Source organism: Rhodococcus sp. SGAir0479, assembly GCF_005484805.1.
GTDB lineage: Bacteria > Actinomycetota > Actinomycetes > Mycobacteriales > Mycobacteriaceae > Prescottella.
Genome location: NZ_CP039432.1, coordinates 689,402 through 706,587, shown reverse-complemented (window position 1 = coordinate 706,587; position 17,186 = coordinate 689,402). Strand labels below are relative to the sequence as shown.

Annotated in this window: 18 protein-coding genes; 10 read left to right on the top strand and 8 right to left on the bottom strand. The window is 71.0% G+C overall.

Features of this window, described 5'->3' with window-relative positions; all coding sequences use genetic code 11:
• Positions 1–16: 16 nt before the first annotated feature.
• The gene (locus E7742_RS03405) at positions 17–883 is read right to left on the bottom strand and encodes a hypothetical protein (protein WP_137797649.1); all 867 of its coding nucleotides are present in this window, start codon (positions 881–883) and stop codon (positions 17–19) included.
• Between the two features lie 206 nt (positions 884–1,089).
• On the opposite strand from E7742_RS03405, the gene E7742_RS03400 reads away from it, so the two are divergent.
• On the top strand, positions 1,090–1,629 hold the full coding sequence (locus E7742_RS03400) for a Dps family protein (RefSeq protein WP_137797648.1): 540 nt from the start codon (positions 1,090–1,092) through the stop codon (positions 1,627–1,629).
• Positions 1,630–1,715: 86 nt separating this feature from the next.
• The gene (locus E7742_RS03395) at positions 1,716–1,976 is read left to right on the top strand and encodes a GlsB/YeaQ/YmgE family stress response membrane protein (RefSeq protein WP_137797647.1); all 261 of its coding nucleotides are present in this window, start codon (positions 1,716–1,718) and stop codon (positions 1,974–1,976) included.
• Between the two features lie 91 nt (positions 1,977–2,067).
• On the opposite strand, the gene E7742_RS03390 is transcribed toward E7742_RS03395, so the two are convergent.
• The 4 genes from E7742_RS03390 to E7742_RS03375 form a co-directional block, all read right to left on the bottom strand.
• Complete coding sequence (locus tag E7742_RS03390; RefSeq protein ID WP_137797646.1) at positions 2,068–3,033, bottom strand: adenosine deaminase; 966 nt, start codon at positions 3,031–3,033, stop codon at positions 2,068–2,070.
• A gap of 5 nt (positions 3,034–3,038) precedes the next feature.
• Entirely contained in the window at positions 3,039–3,800 is a 762-nt protein-coding gene (locus tag E7742_RS03385) for a crotonase/enoyl-CoA hydratase family protein (RefSeq protein WP_137797645.1), read from the bottom strand.
• The gene (locus E7742_RS03380; protein ID WP_254699149.1) at positions 3,790–5,316 is read right to left on the bottom strand and encodes a class I adenylate-forming enzyme family protein; all 1,527 of its coding nucleotides are present in this window, start codon (positions 5,314–5,316) and stop codon (positions 3,790–3,792) included. Before E7742_RS03380 ends, E7742_RS03385 begins: the two co-directional genes overlap by 11 nt.
• Positions 5,317–5,399: 83 nt before the next feature.
• Entirely contained in the window at positions 5,400–6,209 is an 810-nt protein-coding gene (locus tag E7742_RS03375; RefSeq protein WP_137797644.1) for an enoyl-CoA hydratase/isomerase family protein, read from the bottom strand.
• A 117-nt stretch (positions 6,210–6,326) separates the two neighbouring features.
• Here E7742_RS03375 and E7742_RS03370 point away from each other — a divergent pair, with 117 nt between their 5' ends.
• Positions 6,327–7,472 carry an acyl-CoA dehydrogenase family protein gene (locus E7742_RS03370; RefSeq protein WP_137797643.1) on the top strand — a complete coding sequence of 382 codons (1,146 nt, stop codon included), beginning with the start codon at positions 6,327–6,329 and terminating at the stop codon, positions 7,470–7,472.
• Here the strand turns inward: E7742_RS03370 and E7742_RS03365 are convergent.
• Together E7742_RS03365 and E7742_RS03360 are read right to left on the bottom strand one after the other, a co-directional pair.
• Positions 7,435–8,340 carry an alpha/beta fold hydrolase gene (locus E7742_RS03365; protein ID WP_137797642.1) on the bottom strand — a complete coding sequence of 302 codons (906 nt, stop codon included), beginning with the start codon at positions 8,338–8,340 and terminating at the stop codon, positions 7,435–7,437. The genes E7742_RS03370 and E7742_RS03365 overlap by 38 nt on opposite strands.
• Before the next feature lie 165 nt (positions 8,341–8,505).
• Positions 8,506–10,875: an ATP-binding protein gene (locus E7742_RS03360; RefSeq protein ID WP_137797641.1), complete on the bottom strand. Its 2,370-nt coding sequence runs from the start codon at positions 10,873–10,875 to the stop codon at positions 8,506–8,508.
• 120 nt (positions 10,876–10,995) lie between these two features.
• Between E7742_RS03360 and E7742_RS03355 the strand changes: the two genes are divergently transcribed.
• The gene (locus tag E7742_RS03355; protein WP_137797640.1) at positions 10,996–11,700 is read left to right on the top strand and encodes a GNAT family N-acetyltransferase; all 705 of its coding nucleotides are present in this window, start codon (positions 10,996–10,998) and stop codon (positions 11,698–11,700) included.
• Between the two features lie 122 nt (positions 11,701–11,822).
• Positions 11,823–12,800 carry a glutathione S-transferase family protein gene (locus tag E7742_RS03350; protein ID WP_441346906.1) on the top strand — a complete coding sequence of 326 codons (978 nt, stop codon included), beginning with the start codon at positions 11,823–11,825 and terminating at the stop codon, positions 12,798–12,800.
• A 3-nt stretch (positions 12,801–12,803) separates the two neighbouring features.
• Here E7742_RS03350 and E7742_RS03345 read toward each other — a convergent pair whose 3' ends face one another.
• A complete protein-coding gene (locus tag E7742_RS03345) occupies positions 12,804–13,190 on the bottom strand; it encodes a VOC family protein (protein WP_137797638.1) in 387 nt (128 codons plus the stop codon).
• Positions 13,191–13,353: 163 nt separating this feature from the next.
• Here E7742_RS03345 and E7742_RS03340 point away from each other — a divergent pair, with 163 nt between their 5' ends.
• From E7742_RS03340 to E7742_RS03320, 5 genes are all read left to right on the top strand, one after another.
• Positions 13,354–14,106 (top strand): hypothetical protein, encoded by a 753-nt coding sequence (locus E7742_RS03340; RefSeq protein WP_137801027.1) that lies wholly within the window; start codon positions 13,354–13,356, stop codon positions 14,104–14,106.
• Positions 14,107–14,133: 27 nt separating this feature from the next.
• Entirely contained in the window at positions 14,134–14,955 is an 822-nt protein-coding gene (locus E7742_RS03335; protein WP_175420393.1) for an alpha/beta fold hydrolase, read from the top strand.
• Between the two features lie 31 nt (positions 14,956–14,986).
• Positions 14,987–15,394 carry a DUF6153 family protein gene (locus tag E7742_RS03330; RefSeq protein WP_137797637.1) on the top strand — a complete coding sequence of 136 codons (408 nt, stop codon included), beginning with the start codon at positions 14,987–14,989 and terminating at the stop codon, positions 15,392–15,394.
• Between the two features lie 79 nt (positions 15,395–15,473).
• Complete coding sequence (locus tag E7742_RS03325) at positions 15,474–16,157, top strand: DUF305 domain-containing protein (protein WP_137797636.1); 684 nt, start codon at positions 15,474–15,476, stop codon at positions 16,155–16,157.
• A 74-nt stretch (positions 16,158–16,231) separates the two neighbouring features.
• On the top strand, positions 16,232–17,167 hold the full coding sequence (locus tag E7742_RS03320; protein ID WP_137797635.1) for an ATP-binding cassette domain-containing protein: 936 nt from the start codon (positions 16,232–16,234) through the stop codon (positions 17,165–17,167).
• Positions 17,168–17,186: the final 19 nt, after the last annotated feature.

Below are 17,186 nucleotides of genomic sequence, written 5' to 3'. Positions count from 1 at the left end.
CGCGTTCGGCGCCGCATCACTCGAGCTCGGCGACGGCATCCTCCGCATCGGAGACCCGCCGCTGCGCCTCGACGACCGCGTCACGGGCCGCCGACACCGAGCGGGACGCCGAGGTCTCTGAGCGGCCCAGGAATTCGGCCCTTTCCCCGAGGTGGGCGAGCTGGGCTCGCAGGTCCTCGATGCGCTCGGCCACCTCCCCGGCCTCGGCACGCACGGCTTCCAGTTTCTCCTCCGCATCCGACAGTTCCGCGGCGGCGGTGCGGGCCGCCGCACGCGCGGCATCCAACTCGGCTGCCGCCCGCTCGCGCTTCTTCGCGCGCGTGCGGTTGCGCGCTTCGGCAGACGTGCGCGGCGCGGCGGCGGACGTCCGTCCCCCGCTCGACCCGCCGGCAGCGACGGATTCCAGCCCCACCGGCCCGAAGCCGCTGTAGCTGGCCGCGGTCAGCAGGCGACCGCGCCGCACCACCTCGGCGAGCTCGGGATCCGCCATCGCGGCGTGCAGCGTCTGCGACACCTCGCGCAGCGCGTTCTCGTTGAGCTCCCGGCCGCGCGCACGCGCCAAGCCCTGAGCCCGTGCGGCGAGCGCGCGCACCAACTGCTGTCGCTGCTGGGTGAGCTCCCGCAGCGTGTCCGCGTCCAGGCGCCGCTGCGCGCGCTGCAGAGCATCGCCCAGCGAGAGCACCGAATCGACCTCGTCCGAGCGTTCCGCGGACAGCAGGTTCACCGCCCACCCCACGACGGTCGGCTTCTTGAACGCCGCAATCCGTTTCGCGGCGTCCCGGTCCCCGCCTTTACGCGCCTGCTGCACGCGTTCGGTACGGGCCGCCACGAACTCCGACGGATCCAGCCGATACAGCTCGTCGGCCACAGCGTCCACGTCCACCCCCCGATCCTGACACCGAAAGCGGGTCCCGGCCGTGCTTCCGCCGGGAAGTTCGCCAAGGGAACTTATCTGCCGTGCACGACATAGATTTTGTAGTAGCGTGAATGACGACAACATCGCTTGCGTGCGACAGACTCGATCATCGAGCGCGGCCCCACCGGCCGCACGCGCCGGCGAGTTCGCCGAGAGGAAGAAAGGAACAGACCATGACGAACTTCACCGTCCCCGGCCTGACCGTCGACCAGGGTTCGAAGGTCGCGGCCGCCCTCCAGAATCGGCTCAGCGCCTACAACGACCTGCACCTGACCCTCAAGCACATCCACTGGAACGTGGTGGGCCCCAACTTCATCGGTGTCCACGAGATGATCGACCCGCAGGTCGAGCTGGTCCGCGGTTTCGCCGATGCCGTCGCCGAGCGCATCGCCGCCCTGGGCGCCTCCCCCAAGGGGACGCCGGGCGCGATCGAGAAGGACCGCAGCTGGGACGACTACTCCGTGGGCCGCGACAGCGCCCAGGCTCACCTGGCCGCGCTCGACGTCGTCTACACCGGGCTGATCGAGGACAACCGCAAGGCGATCACCGAGGCCGGCGAGGTGGACCCGATCACCGAGGACATGCTGATCGGCCAGACTGCCGAGCTGGAGAAGTTCCAGTGGTTCGTCCGTGCCCACCTGGAGAATTCGGGCGGACGCCTGGCCAACGAGGGCGAGTCCACCGAGAAGAGCGCGGCGGCAGCAGCACGCTGACCCCGTGATCGTGGTCCGGATGTCGTCGGGGCGTCCGGATCACCGGCCTCGCCTCCCCGTCGCGCCCCTACGTGAAAGGACCGCTCATGCTTTCTCTCGGAATCATCGGTTGGATCATCATCGGCGGTCTCGCCGGCTGGATCGGCAGCAAGGTCATGAAGACCGACGAGCAGATGGGGATCATCCTCAACATCGTCGTCGGCGTTGTCGGCGGTCTCATCGGCGGCTTCATCCTCAGCGCATTTCTCGACGTCGAGGGAGGCGGGCTGATCTTCAGCTTCCTCACCTGCTTGTTCGGCGCCATCATCCTGCTCTTCCTGGTCAAGCTCGTCACCGGGCGACGCTGAACCCTGCCCCACGGCACGAGTGCCCGGCACCCTTCGGGGGTGCCGGGCACTTTCGTGTGGGACGGCCGCGGGTGGGACCGCGCGACGCCGGTCAGCCCCCCAGCAACTCCGCCTTGCGCGCCGGCGAGGCGAACGACGCCTCGATCGAGTTGCGCGCGAGCAGTTCGACCTCGTCGTCGGTGAGCGCCAGACGCTCGCGCAACTGCGCGAAGTTCTCGCCCACATCTCCACCGAAGTAGGCCGGGTCGTCCGAATTCACGGTGACCCGCAGACCGGCCTGCAACATCGTCCGGAGCGGGTGGTCGGCGATCGAGTCCACCACGCGGAGACGAACGTTCGACAGCGGGCACACCGTCAACGGGATCTCCTCGTCGACCAACCGTTCGACGAGCGCGGGATCCTCGAGGCAGCGCACCCCGTGATCGATACGCTCGGCGCCCAGCAGGTCGAGTGCCTGCCAGATGTATTCGGGAGGCCCCTCCTCGCCCGCATGCGCGACGACGTGCAGCCCCTCCGCCCGGGCCCGGGCGAAGACGTCCTCGAACAGCGTCGGCGGGTAGCCGACCTCGGCGGAGTCCAAGCCGACGCCGATGACGGGGGCGCGCAGACGGAGGATCTCGGCGAGTACCTCCTCGGCGTCGTGCACCGGCTGGTCCCGCAGAAAGGACGCGATCAGTCCGCTGCTGATGTCGAACTCCCGCTCACTCGCGGCGAGTGCGTCGAAGATCCCGTCGAGCACCACCTGCAGCGGAACCCCCCGGGAGACGTGCGCCTGCGGGTCGAAGAAGATCTCCGCGTGTCGCACCCCGGCGGCCGACGCGCGACGCAGGTAGTCGCGGGTGAGGTCGGCGAAGTCCTCCGCGGTCCGCAGCACCGCCATGTTCGCGTAGTACAGGTCGAGAAACGACTGCAGATCCGTGAACTCGTAACGGGATTCGAGATCCGCCAGATCGGTGTACGGCAGATGCATGCGATTGCGCTCGGCCAACGCGAAGATCAGTTCCGGACCGAGGGCGCCCTCGATGTGCATGTGCAGTTCGGCAAACGGCGTCGCCATTCTCGTCAACGTCCCTTCCACACCGGTGCGCGCTTCTCCGCGAAGGCGGTGGCGCCCTCGCGTGCGTCCTCGGAGCCGAACACCGGTGCGATGACCTCGAGCTGCCGCGCGAACGCCTCGTCCGCCGACCATTCGGCCGAACGGACGATCACTTCCTTCGTCTTCGCCACCGCCAGCGGGCCGTTCGCCGTGATGCGCTCCGCCAGCGCGAGCGCCCCCTCGAGCGCGCCGCCCGGTTCGGTGACGGTGTTGACGAACCCGTACGCCGCGGCCTCCTCGGCGGTGAAGGCGTCGCCGGTCAGCGCGTATTCCATCGCCTTCTGCGGCGGAATCCGTCGGGGCAGGCGCAGCAGGCCGCCCGCGCCCGCCACCAGCCCGCGCTTGACCTCGGGGATCCCGAACTTGGCCGTACGTGACGCCACCACCAGATCCGTGGCGAGGACCAGCTCGGTACCGCCCGCCAGCGCGTAGCCCTCCACCGCGGCGATGATGGGTTTGCGCGGCGGGGCCTCGGTGAAGCCGAGTCCCTTACCCGGAGCCACGATGTTCTCACCGGCCACGAACGCCTTGAGATCCATCCCCGCACAGAAGTTTCCACCCGCACCGGTGAGGATCGCGAGCGAGAGACCGTCGTCGGCGTCGAGCTCGTCGACCGCCGCCGCCAGACCCCTGCTGACCGCACCGTTGATCGCGTTGCGCGCGTCGGGGCGGTTGATCGTGATCACCAGGATCCGATCGCGGCGCTCGAGCAGAACCTCATCCGACATCGACACTTCCCTTCGTCGTGGAGCAGGATACTTCCAGCCGCGCCCGCACCGATCGCCGGTCGACACGTCCCGTTGCGGTACGCGGGAGGGCGGCGACGGCCGCGCACAGCCGTGGGGGCACCCGGTGCCCGAGCGGCGCGTCGAGATGCGCGCGCACGGCGTCGATCGTGAGATCGACCCCCGGTTCCGGCACCACTGCCAGCCCGAGGTCCGGGCCGCGCGGCGTCATCACACCGACCACGACGGACTCGGCCACGCCGGGATGAGCGAGCAGCGCGTCCTCGATCTCGCGGCTGTAGACGACACCGCGGGGGATCTCGATGGCGTCGGCCGCCCGGCCGACGAACCGAACCTCCCCCGCCGGCCCGATCCGCACGACGTCCCCGGTGTGGAGCCAGCCGCCCGCGACCGTGCGGGCCGTCGTCTCGGGATCGCCCCAGTACCCCCGCATCACGCTCGGACCCCGGCACCACAGCTCCCCGACGTCGGGCGCAGGACCTGCGACCGCGAATTCCATTCCGGCGTGCGCAGATTCGCCGGGACCTTCCGATCCTCCGGAGCGCAGGACCAGTCCGGCGCCGCCGGTCTCGGTCATCGCCCACCCCGAGACGACCTCCGCGGCGGGAAATCGCTCGCGCAACCGCGTCAGCGTGGTGGCGGAGACCGGTTCGTCGTCGAGCGCGAGGACTCGCAGCGACCCGCCGCCGGCGCCCGACGCGCGCGCGAGCCGGCGCAGCAGCGGCGCGGACACCGAGAGGCGCTCCACTCGTTCGACGTCGAGCGCCCGCAGCAGGCCCGCACCGTCGCACGCGGACGTGAGGACGACCGTCCCACCCGCGACCAACGTCGGCAGGAGGTGCGCCACGCACGCCGTGGCCGAACTCAGCGGCAGCGCCACCGCGTGCCGCACACCGGCCACGGCCGGATCGGCGCCGGACCGGATCACCCCCTCCACCGTGGACAGCACGTTCTCGTGGCTCAGCACCACGCCCTTGGGCACGCCCGTGGTCCCGCCCGTGTAGAAGAGCAGCGCCGAATCGTCCGGCGCCGCACCGTCGTCCATGAACGGCCGCCCGGCCGGCAGCTCACCGTCCAGCAGCAGGAGGCTTCCGCTGTCGGCCAGGATGCGCCGGACCTGCGCGGCGCCGTGGCCCGGATGGATCGGCACCGGCACCCCACCGGCCAGCAACACGCCGAGGAACGCTTGCACCCAGCGGACGCCGTTCGGCATCCGGATCGCGACCCGGTCGCCGATCCCGACGCCCTGCTCGAGCAGGCCCCCGGCCACCCGCGACGCCGACGTCCACAGCCGGCCGTACGTCAGCCGCGGGCCGCCGTCGACCTCGACGACCGCCTCGCGGGTCGAGTACCGGTGCGCGGTGACGTCCAGCAGCTCGGTCAGGCACGGGGTGAGGCCGGTGTGGTGCAGCAGGCCGTCGGCGCGTCGCACCATGCGACCGTCGTTCGACTGAGACGACGGGTCTGCCGTCGACGGGTACGCGAGCAGTGACGCCACAGCCACCTCCACCGGGTCGGGTTGGCCCCGACTATATGACCCCGGTCACAGCGCCGCCGTACGAACCGAGCGGTCCGGTCGAGCTAGCTGCCGGTGTACGTGGCGTGGCCGGGGCCCACCTCGAGGAAGCTGCGTACCGCGCCGCGCAGGTCGGAGGTGCCGAACAGCGCGCCCGACACCTCCGCGGTGACCGAATCCGCGTGCGCCACACCGCCCGACCGCCACGCCGCCACGATCTGCTTGGTGGCGGCGTGGGCCCGCGTGGGGCCGTCCGCGAGCCGCGCGACGAGGGCCCGGGCAGCGGTGTCGACGTCGTCGGACACGATGTTCACGACGCCCCAGTCGCGGAGCGTCACGGCGTCGTAGAGGTCGGCGGTCATCACCAGTTCCCGAGCGCGTCCCGAGCCCGCCCGTTCCGCGAGCCGCTGCGGGCCGCCCATCGACGGCGTCAACCCGACGACCGTCTCGACCAGCCCGAACCGGGCGTCGGGGGCGGCGACCAGGAGGTCGCACGCGAGCGCGATCTCGAACGCCGCGGTCAGCGTCAACCCGTGGGCGGCGAACACCACGGGGCACGGCAACGCCTCGAGCGGATGACAGATCCGCGCGAACAGCGACTGCCACAGTTCGGCTCCCTGCTCCGGGGTGAGGCCGTCGAACACGTGGACGTCGACACCACCCGAGACCACCCTGCCCTCGGCCCGCAGCAACACCGCGCGGGGCGGGTGCGCGGTCAATGCGGCGATGTCCGCGATGACGGCGTCGAACATGGCGCGGTCGAACAGGTTGAGCGGCCCGTGATCGAGCGTGAGAATCGCGATCTCGGCATCCGCGTCGGTGGTGACCCGTTCGAGGCGTGTGGGGCTCGCCGGCCCGGAGGACTCTGCTGCCATGGCCACAGCGTGCCACAGCCGGTGCCGCACCCGAGGCCGACGCGCGAGGCGACTCGGGCGTTAGGTTACTGGGGAGTACGCCCGAATCGGGCGAGTGAAGCGACACCGGAGGTAGGGATGAAGCGCACCCTGTACGGCCCTGACCACGAGGCGTTCCGCGAATCCGTTCGCGAGTTCGTGGGCCGCCACATCATGCCGCGCCAGGCGAAGATGATCGAGCAGCGGTACATCGACCGGGAGGTGTGGCTCGAGGCCGGGCGGAACGGATTCCTGGGGCTCGAGGTTCCGGAGGAGTACGGCGGCAGCGAGGCCGGTGACTACCGCTTCAACGCGGTGCTCGGCGAGGAACTCGCGCGCGCAGGCGCATCATTCTCGTCGTCCTTCGGCATCCACTACGACATCGTCGCGCCGTACCTGGTCAAGCTCACCACCGACGAGCAGAAGCGACGCTGGCTGCCCCGGTTCTGCACCGGCGAGATGGTGACCGCGATCGGCATGACCGAGCCGTCGGGAGGCTCCGACCTCGCCGCCCTCAAGACCACCGCGGTGCGCGACGGGGACGACTGGATCATCAACGGCTCCAAGACCTTCATCACCAACGGGTACGGGGCCGACCTCGTCGTCGTCGCGGCCCGCACGAGTCCGGAGAAGAAGGCCCGCGGCATCACGCTGTTCGCCGTCGAGGCCGGGACCGAGGGCTTCGAACGTGGGCGCAAGCTCGACAAGGTGGGCCAGCCCGAATCGGACACCGCGGAGTTGTTCTTCGACAACGTCCGGGTGCCCGCGACCGACATGATCGGTGAGCTCGACGGCGGCTTCATCCACATGATGCAGCTGCTGCCGCAGGAGCGGATCGGCGCCGCCGTCGCCAACCTCGCGCACGCCCGCCCGATCCTCGAGGACACGCTCGACTACGCGAAGGAGCGCAAGGCGTTCGGGCAGCCGATCGGGCAGATGCAGTGGAACAAGTTCCTGCTCGCCGAGCTGGTCACCAAGCTCGATGTCGCGCAGGCCTACGTCGACAACTGCGTCGCCGCGCACGACAGCGGTGAGCTCACCGCGATCGACGCCGCGAAGGCCAAGTGGTGGAGCGCGCAGATCCAGAACGAGATCCTCGACCACTGCGTCCAGCTGCACGGTGGCTACGGCTTCATGAAGGAGTACCGCGCGGCCCGCGCATGGATGGACGCGCGCGTCACGAAGATCTGGGCCGGCTCGAACGAGATCATGAAGGAACTGATCGGACGCGATCTGGGCCTCTGACGTCGCCCGCGGCCGGGACGGTCGCCGAGCCCAGGATCTCGGCGATCGCCCGGCCGAACCGGTCCGGGTGGCCGATCAGCCAGCCGTGGCAGCCGGCGACCCGGTGCACGCGGGGGTCGCCGAGCGCGTCGCGCAGCGACTCGAAGCTGGCCCGCGGAATGAACGTGTCGCCGCGGCTCCACAGCAGGGTGGTCGGGGTGCCACGGGCGACGATCCGCGCCGCCTCCGTCCGCAGGTCCGCCGAGCGTGCCAGCACCCCGATCCGCCACAGCGCGGCCGGATCGCGCAGCACGTTGCGCACCCCGTCGCCCGCGATCGAGGCGAGCGCCGACACCGGCGTCCCGGTCAGGACGGTGTCCACGACCGCGGCGGCGCCCCAGCGCCACAACGGCCGGTGCCGGATCTCGCGGACCGTGCCGCTCGGCGCCCACGCGCCGCCGCCGACGGAGTTGACGAGCACCAGGTCCGAGACGCGGTCCTCCAGCGCGTGGGCCGCGGCGAGGGCGACCCCGCCACCGAACGAATGCCCGACCACGGTGACGGGTTCGTCGAGTCGGGCGGCGTCCAGGAACCGTCCGACCCAGTCGCCGTAACCGCTGAATCCGTGAGTGGCCGCGGGCAGGCCGCCCGTGCCGGCGAAACCCGGCAGCGCGGGGGCGTAGACCCGCGTTCCGGTCGCGGCGAGGCGATCGATCGCGCGCCCGTAGGTGCCCGGGGTGAGACCGAAGCCGTGCAGGAACAGGACCGGTCGCCCGCCTCCGGTCACCCGGTACGGCACCGCTCGCCCGTCCACCACGGCTTCCCGCCACGACGGAGTGGCGGCGGCAGCCGAGTCGAGCGTCGGGTGGTCCTGCGGCTGGGGGCGCATCGGGATACCTCGCGTTCTGCAGTCGGGACGTGACCGACCACAGCATCACCGCCCGCGCGCGCCGCGCACGACGGTAGATCTACCTGTTCCGTATACGTGTTCGGGACGGGGCGGCGTCCCCGGCGACGCCTCGTGCCGACGTCCCGGACGACGCCTCGCCCCAGGTCAGGACGATGCCTCGTCCCGCTGTTCGGCCACCCAGGCCGCGATCTGCGTACGCGACCCGAACCCGAGCTTGGACAGAATCCGCTCGACGTGGCCCTCCGCGGTCCGCTGCGAGATCACCAGCGTCTCCGCGATCTCCCGGTTCGTCAGCCCCCGCGCCACCAGGTCCGCCACCTGGCGCTCGCGCCGCGTGAGCGCGGGCGGCTCCCCGGTCGGCACCACGATGCGCATCGGTGCGGTGGGCGCCTCCATCTCGGCACGAGGAATCCCGACGCCCTCGCCGCGACCGAGCGCGAACTCGACCGCCTCCGGGAACTCCAGCGTCGCGCCCTTGGCGAACGCCACCTCGAATCCACGGTCCCCGAGAATCGAGCGGCACAGCCGGCGGCACTCCTCGTGGTAGCCGAGCATCGTCGGGATGAGCACCGGCGGCACCCCCATCGTCTGCCGCATGGCCTCCGCGGCACCGGACAGGATCGCCGCCCGCTCGCCGCGCCGGGAAGCCGCCTCACCCCACGCCAGCGACTCCAGGCACCCGGCCCCCGCGAAGTGGTCGTCGACCAGGCGGGTCAACTGCAGCGCCTCGACGAACAGCTCCGCGGCCCGCGCGCGGTCGCCGCGCCGCCACAACGTCAGCGACAGCAGATACATCGCGCGCGCCCGGTACTCGCTCTCCCCCCGGGCCTCGGTGACGCCCAGAACCTCCTCGTGACACGCCTGTGCCGACGCGATGTCTCCCGCCATCCCCGCCGCCAGACCCAGCGCCTGCAACGCCCAGATCGACCACTGCGGATTCGACGCCTCCCGCAGGGGCCCCACCGCGCGCGAGAGCAACTCCATCGCCACCCCGAGGTCGCCGCGGTAGAGCGCCTGCCGACCGGTCGCCTGCACTGCCAGCGCGGCGACGACCGGATCGCCCAGCACGTCGGCGAGGCGCGTCGCTCGCGCGACGAGGTCGGCGCCGGCCGCGAAGTCCTGCTGCATGCCCGCCAGCTGGCTCGCCGCGCACAGTGCCGCGATCCGCGCCGCGCCGGGTTCCTCGTCGGAGGCCGCGAACATGCGCGAGAACCAGCGTCGCCCCTCGCCGAGCATGCCGCGACAGAACCAGAGCGGGAACTGGGCGTTCGCCAGTCGAATACCGGTCGCACCCTCGCGCGCCCCCGCCGCGCAGTACTCGAGCGCGTCCCGCAGATTCGCCGTCTCCCGCGTGAGCCGGGCGATCCACTCCACCTGACGCGGGCTGATCCACTCCCCCTCGGCACGTTCGGCCAGTCCCAGGAACCAGTCCCGGTGCAGCCGTCGGCACCGGTCCGTCTCCCCCGCCTCGTCCAACCGTTCGCGGCCGTAGTCCCGCAACGTCTCGAGCATCCCGTACCGCACCACCGAATCGGTCTTCTCGATCGTGAGGATCGACTTGTCGACCAACGACGCGACGAGATCGACCGCGCGGTCGGAACCCACGGCCTCGGCGCAGAGACCTTCGACGGCGTCGAGCTCGAATCCTCCCGAGAACACCGACAACCGGGTCCACAGCTGCTGCTCGTCGGGCGTGCACAGGTCGTAACTCCAGTCGACGCTCAGGCGCAACGTCTGCTGCCGTGACGGCGCCACGCGACTGCCGGCGGTGAGGAGGCGGAAGCGGTCGGTGAGGCGCTCGAGGATCTGGTCGAGCGAGAGTACCCGCACCCGTGCGGCGGCCAGCTCGATCGGCAACGGCAGGCCGTCGAGCCGATGGCAGATGCGCGCGATGACGGCCCGATTGCTTTCGGTGACAACGAAATCGGGGTACGCGGCGCGGGCCCGATCGACGAACAACGTCACCGACTCGTATCGCGGCAGAGCCTCGAGCGACGGCGGCGAGTCCGGATCCGGCACCGGCAGCGGCGGCACCCGCACGACCGCCTCACCGCCCACCCCGAGGGCCTCCCGGCTCGTCGCGAGGATCCGCACGCCCGGGCACTCGCGCAACACCGTGTCGACCAGCTTCGCCGCCGCGTGCACCAGGTGCTCGCAATTGTCGAGGACCAGCAGCAGTTCACGCCCCGCCAGATACTCGACCAGCAGCTCCATCGGCGGAGTCGTCGCGTGGTCGTGCAACCCGAACACCGCGGCGACCGCGTCCGGCACCAATTCGGGGTCGTGCAGCTCGGCGAGTTCGGCGAGCCACGCCCCGTCCCGGAAGTCGCGCCGCAGGTCCCCCGCCACCTGCAGCGCCAGACGGGTCTTCCCCACACCACCGACCCCGGTCAGCGTCACCAGCCGCGACTGCGCAAGCAATCGCTTGGTGGCGGTGGATTCGCGTCGTCGCCCGACGAACGTCGTCAGCGGCGAGGGAAAGTTCCCGCCGGCGCTCCGTGCGGTAGGCGACATCGACCGTCACACTCCCTCGCGTTCCAGCTGATTCGACGGTACGCCTCGGCACCTCGGCGACGACGTCCGATCGTGGTCCACCCGCTGTGCACCGGCGACCCCCGCACTACCGTTGACGATGTGGACGGCCATCAGATCGACATCATCCGGCTGGCGTGGGCGCGAGAGCTCGGCCTGCCGGACCGTGCCTTCGACGACTCCGGAGTGCGTCACGTCCGGATCGACGACGACGCCGACCGGATCCGGTTCGTGACTCTGGCCGGCTCGACCGCGCTGGTGGGCCCCGCCTGGGCAGTCGACCGCGCCGAGGACCGGTCCGACAACGACCTCGCCCGGTCCGGCGGGCTGCTGGCGCTCGCCAAGGACCACTCCGGCCGGTGTTCGGGACCCGTCGCACTGGCCTGGGCGGCGGATTTCGGCAAGAGCGTCGCCGTCGAGCAGCCGCTGGTCTCACACGACCTCGAGCACGTCCGTGCGCTCGAGTCCGCCTGCCCGCCCGACGATGTCGCCGAGGCCGCACTGACCGACAAGGCCAACTGGTTCACGGTGCTCGACGATACCCATCGCCCGCTCGCATCCGCCGCCTTCCGGGAGTGGCAGGGCATCATCGCCGACATGGGCGCCCTGACGCTGCCGGACGCGCGCCGCCGCGGGTTCGGCGCCACCGCCGCCCGTCTGGCCACCAACGACGCGCTCGACGCCGGGCTGATTCCGCAGTGGCGCGCACACCGCGACAACGTCGCGTCGCGCCGCCTGGCGGCGCGCCTGGGATACGAGGAGCTCGGAACTGTCGTGTCGGTCGCGGTGACGGCCAGTACCGTGTGAGAGACGGCGACGGAGGGAGCTGATCGGCAATGAGCGACGACGGCGACGACACGACCACCGGCGACGGCAGCACGGCCGTCGGCGCGAAATTCGTGGCACCGGGCCAGGAGTTCTCCCGGGACATGAACTACATCCCCACGCGCATCACCGCCGACGGCCGCGACGGCTACCCCGTCGAGGCCGGCCGGTACCGGCTGATCGTCGCGCGCGCGTGCCCGTGGGCCAACCGCGCGATCATCGTGCGCCGCCTCCTCGGGCTCGAAGACGTTCTGTCCATGGGCATCTGCGGACCCACACACGACGAGCGCAGCTGGACCTTCGACCTCGATCCCGGCGGCGTCGACCCGGTGCTGAAGATTCCCCGCCTGCAGGACGCGTACTTCGCACGGTTCCCCGAATACCCGCGCGGGATCACCGTCCCCGCCATGGTGGAGATCGCGACCGGCCAGGTGGTCACCAACGACTTCGCGCAGATGACGCTGGACCTGTCGACCGAGTGGAAGGACTTCCACCGGGACGGCGCGCCGGATCTCTATCCCGAGGACCTGCGCAGCGAGATCGACGAGGTCGCCGAACTGGTGTTCCGGGACGTGAACAACGGCGTGTACCGGTGTGGTTTCGCGGGCTCACAGGAGTCGTACGACCGGGCGTACGACCGCCTGTTCGAGCGGCTGGACTGGCTCACCGAACGGCTCTCGACCCAGCGATTCCTGGTGGGCGACACCATCACCGAGGCCGACGTCCGGCTGTTCACGACGCTCGCTCGCTTCGACGCCGTGTACCACGGTCACTTCAAGTGCAACCGGAGCAAGCTGTCCGAGATGCCGGTGCTGTGGGACTACGCGCGGGATCTGTTCCAGACCCCCGGATTCGGCGACACGATCGACTTCACGCAGATCAAGCAGCACTACTACATCGTCCACAAGGACATCAATCCCACGCAGATCGTCCCCAAGGGGCCCGACCTGTCGCACTGGCTCGAACCGCACAACCGGGAACTGCTCGGTGGGCGGCCCTTCGGAGACGGCACGCCGCCCCCGCCTCCGCGCCCGGAAGAGGTTGTGCCGCTGTCGCACTGGGCCTCGACCCAGCGGGTCTGACGGTCATTCGCCGCGGTAGGTCCCGAAGCTCCAGAACACACCCTCGGGGTCGCGGCACGTGAAGCCACGGGAACCGAAGTCCTCGTCCTTCAGCCCCTGCACGACGTTCGCGCCCGCATCCACGGCCCGCCGGTACAGCCCGTCGGGATCGTCGGTGACCAGGTACACCGCCCCGGTTCCGGTCGGCAGGTCCGCGATGGCCGAATCCGGGCGTGCCGAACCGAGCATCACCCCGCCACCGCCGGGCCACGCGAGTTCCGCGTGATCGATACGCTCGCCCTCCCCGTGCACCGCCCGCTCCTCGAACCCGAACGCTTCGACGAGGAACACGATCGCCTCCCGCGCCTTCGCGTACCGGAGTGCGGGCCACACCGCGGTTGTGCCGGTCATCGTCGCTCACCTGCCTCGGCCGTCGTCGGTCTCACCAGCGTATCCGCGGACGCGGCCCCGGCACGGGGAATTCCGAGGCGGGAGGGCCGGTTTCCTATAGTCGAAGGTCGAGTGACCGAGTTGCCCGAATGCCCGGGGCCGGGAAACCGAGATGAGGACTGTCATGGCCGAGAAGCAGGGGCGTATCGAATCGACCATCGTGTCCGTGCTGGACAACGCGAGCAGGCTGCAGGCCCCGGCCGTGGCCAAGTACGTGGAACGGGTGCGGCGCGCTCACCCGGACGAGACGCCCGCGCAGATCGTGGCCCGGCTCGAGAAGATGTTCCTGACGGCCGTCACCGGCAGCGGCAGCGCGGTGGGCGCGACCGCCGCCGTCCCCGCGGTCGGCACGATGGCCTCGGTGGCCGCGGTCGGCGCCGAGACCGCGTTCTTCCTCGAGTCGTCGGCGCTGCTGACACTGGCCATCGCTGCCGTACACGGGATCTCTCCCGACGATCACCAGCAGCGGCGTGCCCTGGTACTGGCGGTCGCCCTCGGTGAGTCGGGCATGGAGATCGTCGAACGCGCCACCGGCCTGACCGCCACCAACTGGGCCCGGCTCGTCACCGGCAGAATTCCGCCGCAGACGATGAAGGCGATGAACAGCTCGTTGATCCGCAAGTTCGTGACCAAGTACGCCGCGAAGCGCAGCGCCCTCATCCTCGGCAAACTGCTCCCCGCCGGCGTCGGCGCCGTCATCGGAGGCGCCGGAAACCGCGCGATCGGCCGCGGAGTCGTCGACAATGCACGAGAGGCGTTCGGTCCCGCGCCCGCGAAGTGGTCGGACCCGGCCGGAACGATCGGCCGGCGCAGCCGGCTCTACGTGGTGCCGGAACAGCCCGAGCCTCGCAACGAGTCACGCAGCGCCCGGTCCTGACACCCGGGCCGACGAGAGGACGCCGCCGTGCGCGCCGAAAGTCTCGAGGGGTTACACGTCCTGTCGACCGGACAGGGTGAGCGCACGGTCGTCCTCCTGCACGGCTACTCGGACCACGGCGGCACCTGGCAGAAGGTCCTGCCCACGCTGTCCGAGCGCTACCGGGTGCTGGTCGTCGACCTGCCGGGATTCGGTCTCAGCGCCGCCGCCCGATGGCAGGAGCCGCTCATCGACGGCTACGTCGAGGTGCTCAGTGCGCTCGTCGGCGACGAGGACGATCGGGTCAGCGTGATCGGGAACTCGCTCGGGGCGGTGACCGCCCTGGCCTGGGCGTCCGCGCGACCCGACCTGGTCGCCGACGTCGTGCTGTCCGACATGCCCGGGGTCACCCGTGTCCCCCGCTCCTGGACCCGCGGCACCCAGTTGCGGGTGGACCGGCTCACGCAGTTGCTCACGCGCCCACTTCCGGCCCGGTACCTGCAGCAGATGGTGGGGGCGTTGTACGCGGGCGCCGCACTGCGCCATCCGATGCGCGCCGGTGCCGGCGTCCGAGCCGGGTACGTCGAGCACTACGCCACGCGGCAACAGGTCGCCGCCCTGCTGACGATCGGGCGCATCGTGATCCGCGAGATCGCGGAACTCCCGATCCCCACGATGATCGACGAACTCGCCGTCCCGGCCCTGCTGTTGTGGGGCGCGAACGATCTGCTGACCCCGGCCCGCGCGGCACGCCGCATCACCGTCGGCGCGGACCGCCGGGTCGCCGTCATCCCGAACTGCGGTCATTGTCCACAGCTGGACTGTCCCAGCGAGTTCCTCGGCGAGGTCCTGCCGTTTCTCGCCCGGTGACCGCACCCTCCCGGTCGGTACAGTTGTAACCATGCCGGGGCAGGTTCGAGCATCGCTCACACGATTGGCCGCACTCTGCGCCCTCGTGTTCGGCATCCTGGCGATGCATCATGTGACCACGGGCACGCTGGGCGCGGCCGGTCCGGCGGTGTCGGCCCACCATCCGGCCGAGCAGGCCGCTCCCGGACCGTCGGCGGCCGCCGACGACGCTCCCGCCCCCGCGCACGGCCGCGATCACGCCGGCTTCCACATGTGTCTGGCGATCCTGCTGGCCGCGGCGTTGCTGGCCGTCACGGCGTGGCTACTGCTGCGCACGGCCCGCGGCGGCCCGGCGCGGCCGCGCCGACCGTCGGCTCGGGCCGGCGGCGTCGGACGCGCCCCACCCTTCGCCCGAACCACCTCGGTCTTCCTGTCCTCGCTGTGCATCCTGCGGGTGTGACAGGGCCACTGCGGCGCGGCCCCGAGCCGTTCCGGCCGCAGTCCGGTCCACGATCACCAGACAGAAAGTGCAGATTTCCATGAACACCAAGCGCATGCTCGTCGCCGTCGGTGCCGCAGCGGCCACCGTCACGCTCCTCGTCGGCTGCTCCGACGACGTCGACAACGACACGGGCACCACGACCACCGCGGTCACCACGTCCGCCGCGGCGTCCGGCACGAACGAGCAGGGCGGCGCCCACAACGACGCCGACGTGGCGTACGTCGAGATGATGATCCCGCACCACGAACAGGCGGTCGAGATGGCCGAACTGGTGCCCAGCCGCAGCGGAAATCCGGAGGTCGTCGCGCTCGCCCAGCAGATCGAGAAGGCGCAGGGCCCCGAGATCGAGCAGATGGAGGGGTGGCTGAAGGCGTGGGGCGTCCCGGAGCCCAGCGGCATCCCGACCCCCGGCAACGGCGAGACGACGGCGCAGGGGCACGAAGGCATGAATCACGGCGAGATGTCGAGCATGCCGGGGATGTCCGGCGGGCACGAAGGCATGATGACCGGCGAGCAGATGCAAGCCCTCGAGAACGCCAACGGCGCCGACTTCGATCGCATGTGGCTCGAGATGATGATCGAACATCACGAGGGTGCAGTGGCCAGCTCCGAGCAGATTCTCGACACCGGTGAGAGCGAGCAGGTGCGGCAGCTGGCGCAGCAGATCGTTGCAAGCCAGCAGGCCGAGATCACGCAGATGCAGGATCTGCTGAACAAGTAGTGGCACGGGCCGCGCATCCGGCGTCGTCGGCGCCGGATGCGCGGCCGCAACCTCGGGTGCATCGGGGGTCGGCGATGACGGAGCAACGACCGAGGGTGGCATCGGCGGGCGGGCCCGCGGTCGCCGTGCACGATCTGTCCAAGCGCTTCGGCGCCGTCCAGGCTGTGGCCCACCTGAGCTTCACCGCGCCGCGCGGCGCGATCACCGCACTCGTCGGTCCCGACGGCGCCGGCAAGACGACCACGCTGGAGATGCTGCTCGGGCGCGTCCGGCCGGACACCGGCTCCACGACGATCGGCGCGTCCCCGCTGCGCGCGCTCCCCGTACCCACGCGCGGCGTCGGCGCCGTGCTCGACACCCGCGGACCGCACCCGGTCCGCGGCGCGCTCGACAGCCTGCGGGTGTACGCCGCGGCCGCCGGCGTCCCGGACGAGCGGGCGCGGCACGCGCTGCGCCGGGTGGGACTGACCGACACCGCCCTCCGCGCTACCGGCACGTCGGTACCGCACCGGCGCCTCCGGTTGCGGCTCGCCACCGCGCTGCCGGCGGACCCCCTGATGCTGGTGCTCGACGAGCCGGCCGACGGTCTGGACACCGCGGGCATCGCGTGGCTGCGGCAGTTCCTCGTCGACTTCGTCCGCCCCGGCCGTACCGTGCTGATCGCGAGCCGCGGGCTTACCGAGCTCGCGCCGATCCTCGATCACGTCGTCGTCGTGGCACGGGGTGCGGTGGTCCACGAAGGCCCCCTGACGCAACTGCGAGCCGCCTGCCGAGATCGGATCTGCGTCGCCAGCTCCGACCCCTACGGACTCGCGACAGCCCTCGCGGCGGCCGGCATCGTCGACGTCCGCCGGTTGCCCGACGGGCGGGTGGCGGTCGCCGGCGCGGACGCTGCGGCCGTCGGCCGCGCCGCCGCGGCGTCCGGCGCCACCGTCTACGGCGCCGCCCACGAACACGTCGATCTCGCGCACGTGCTCCGGACGATGACGGAGGGACCGCGCCGGACCTGATGCGAAGCGGCCACGGTCC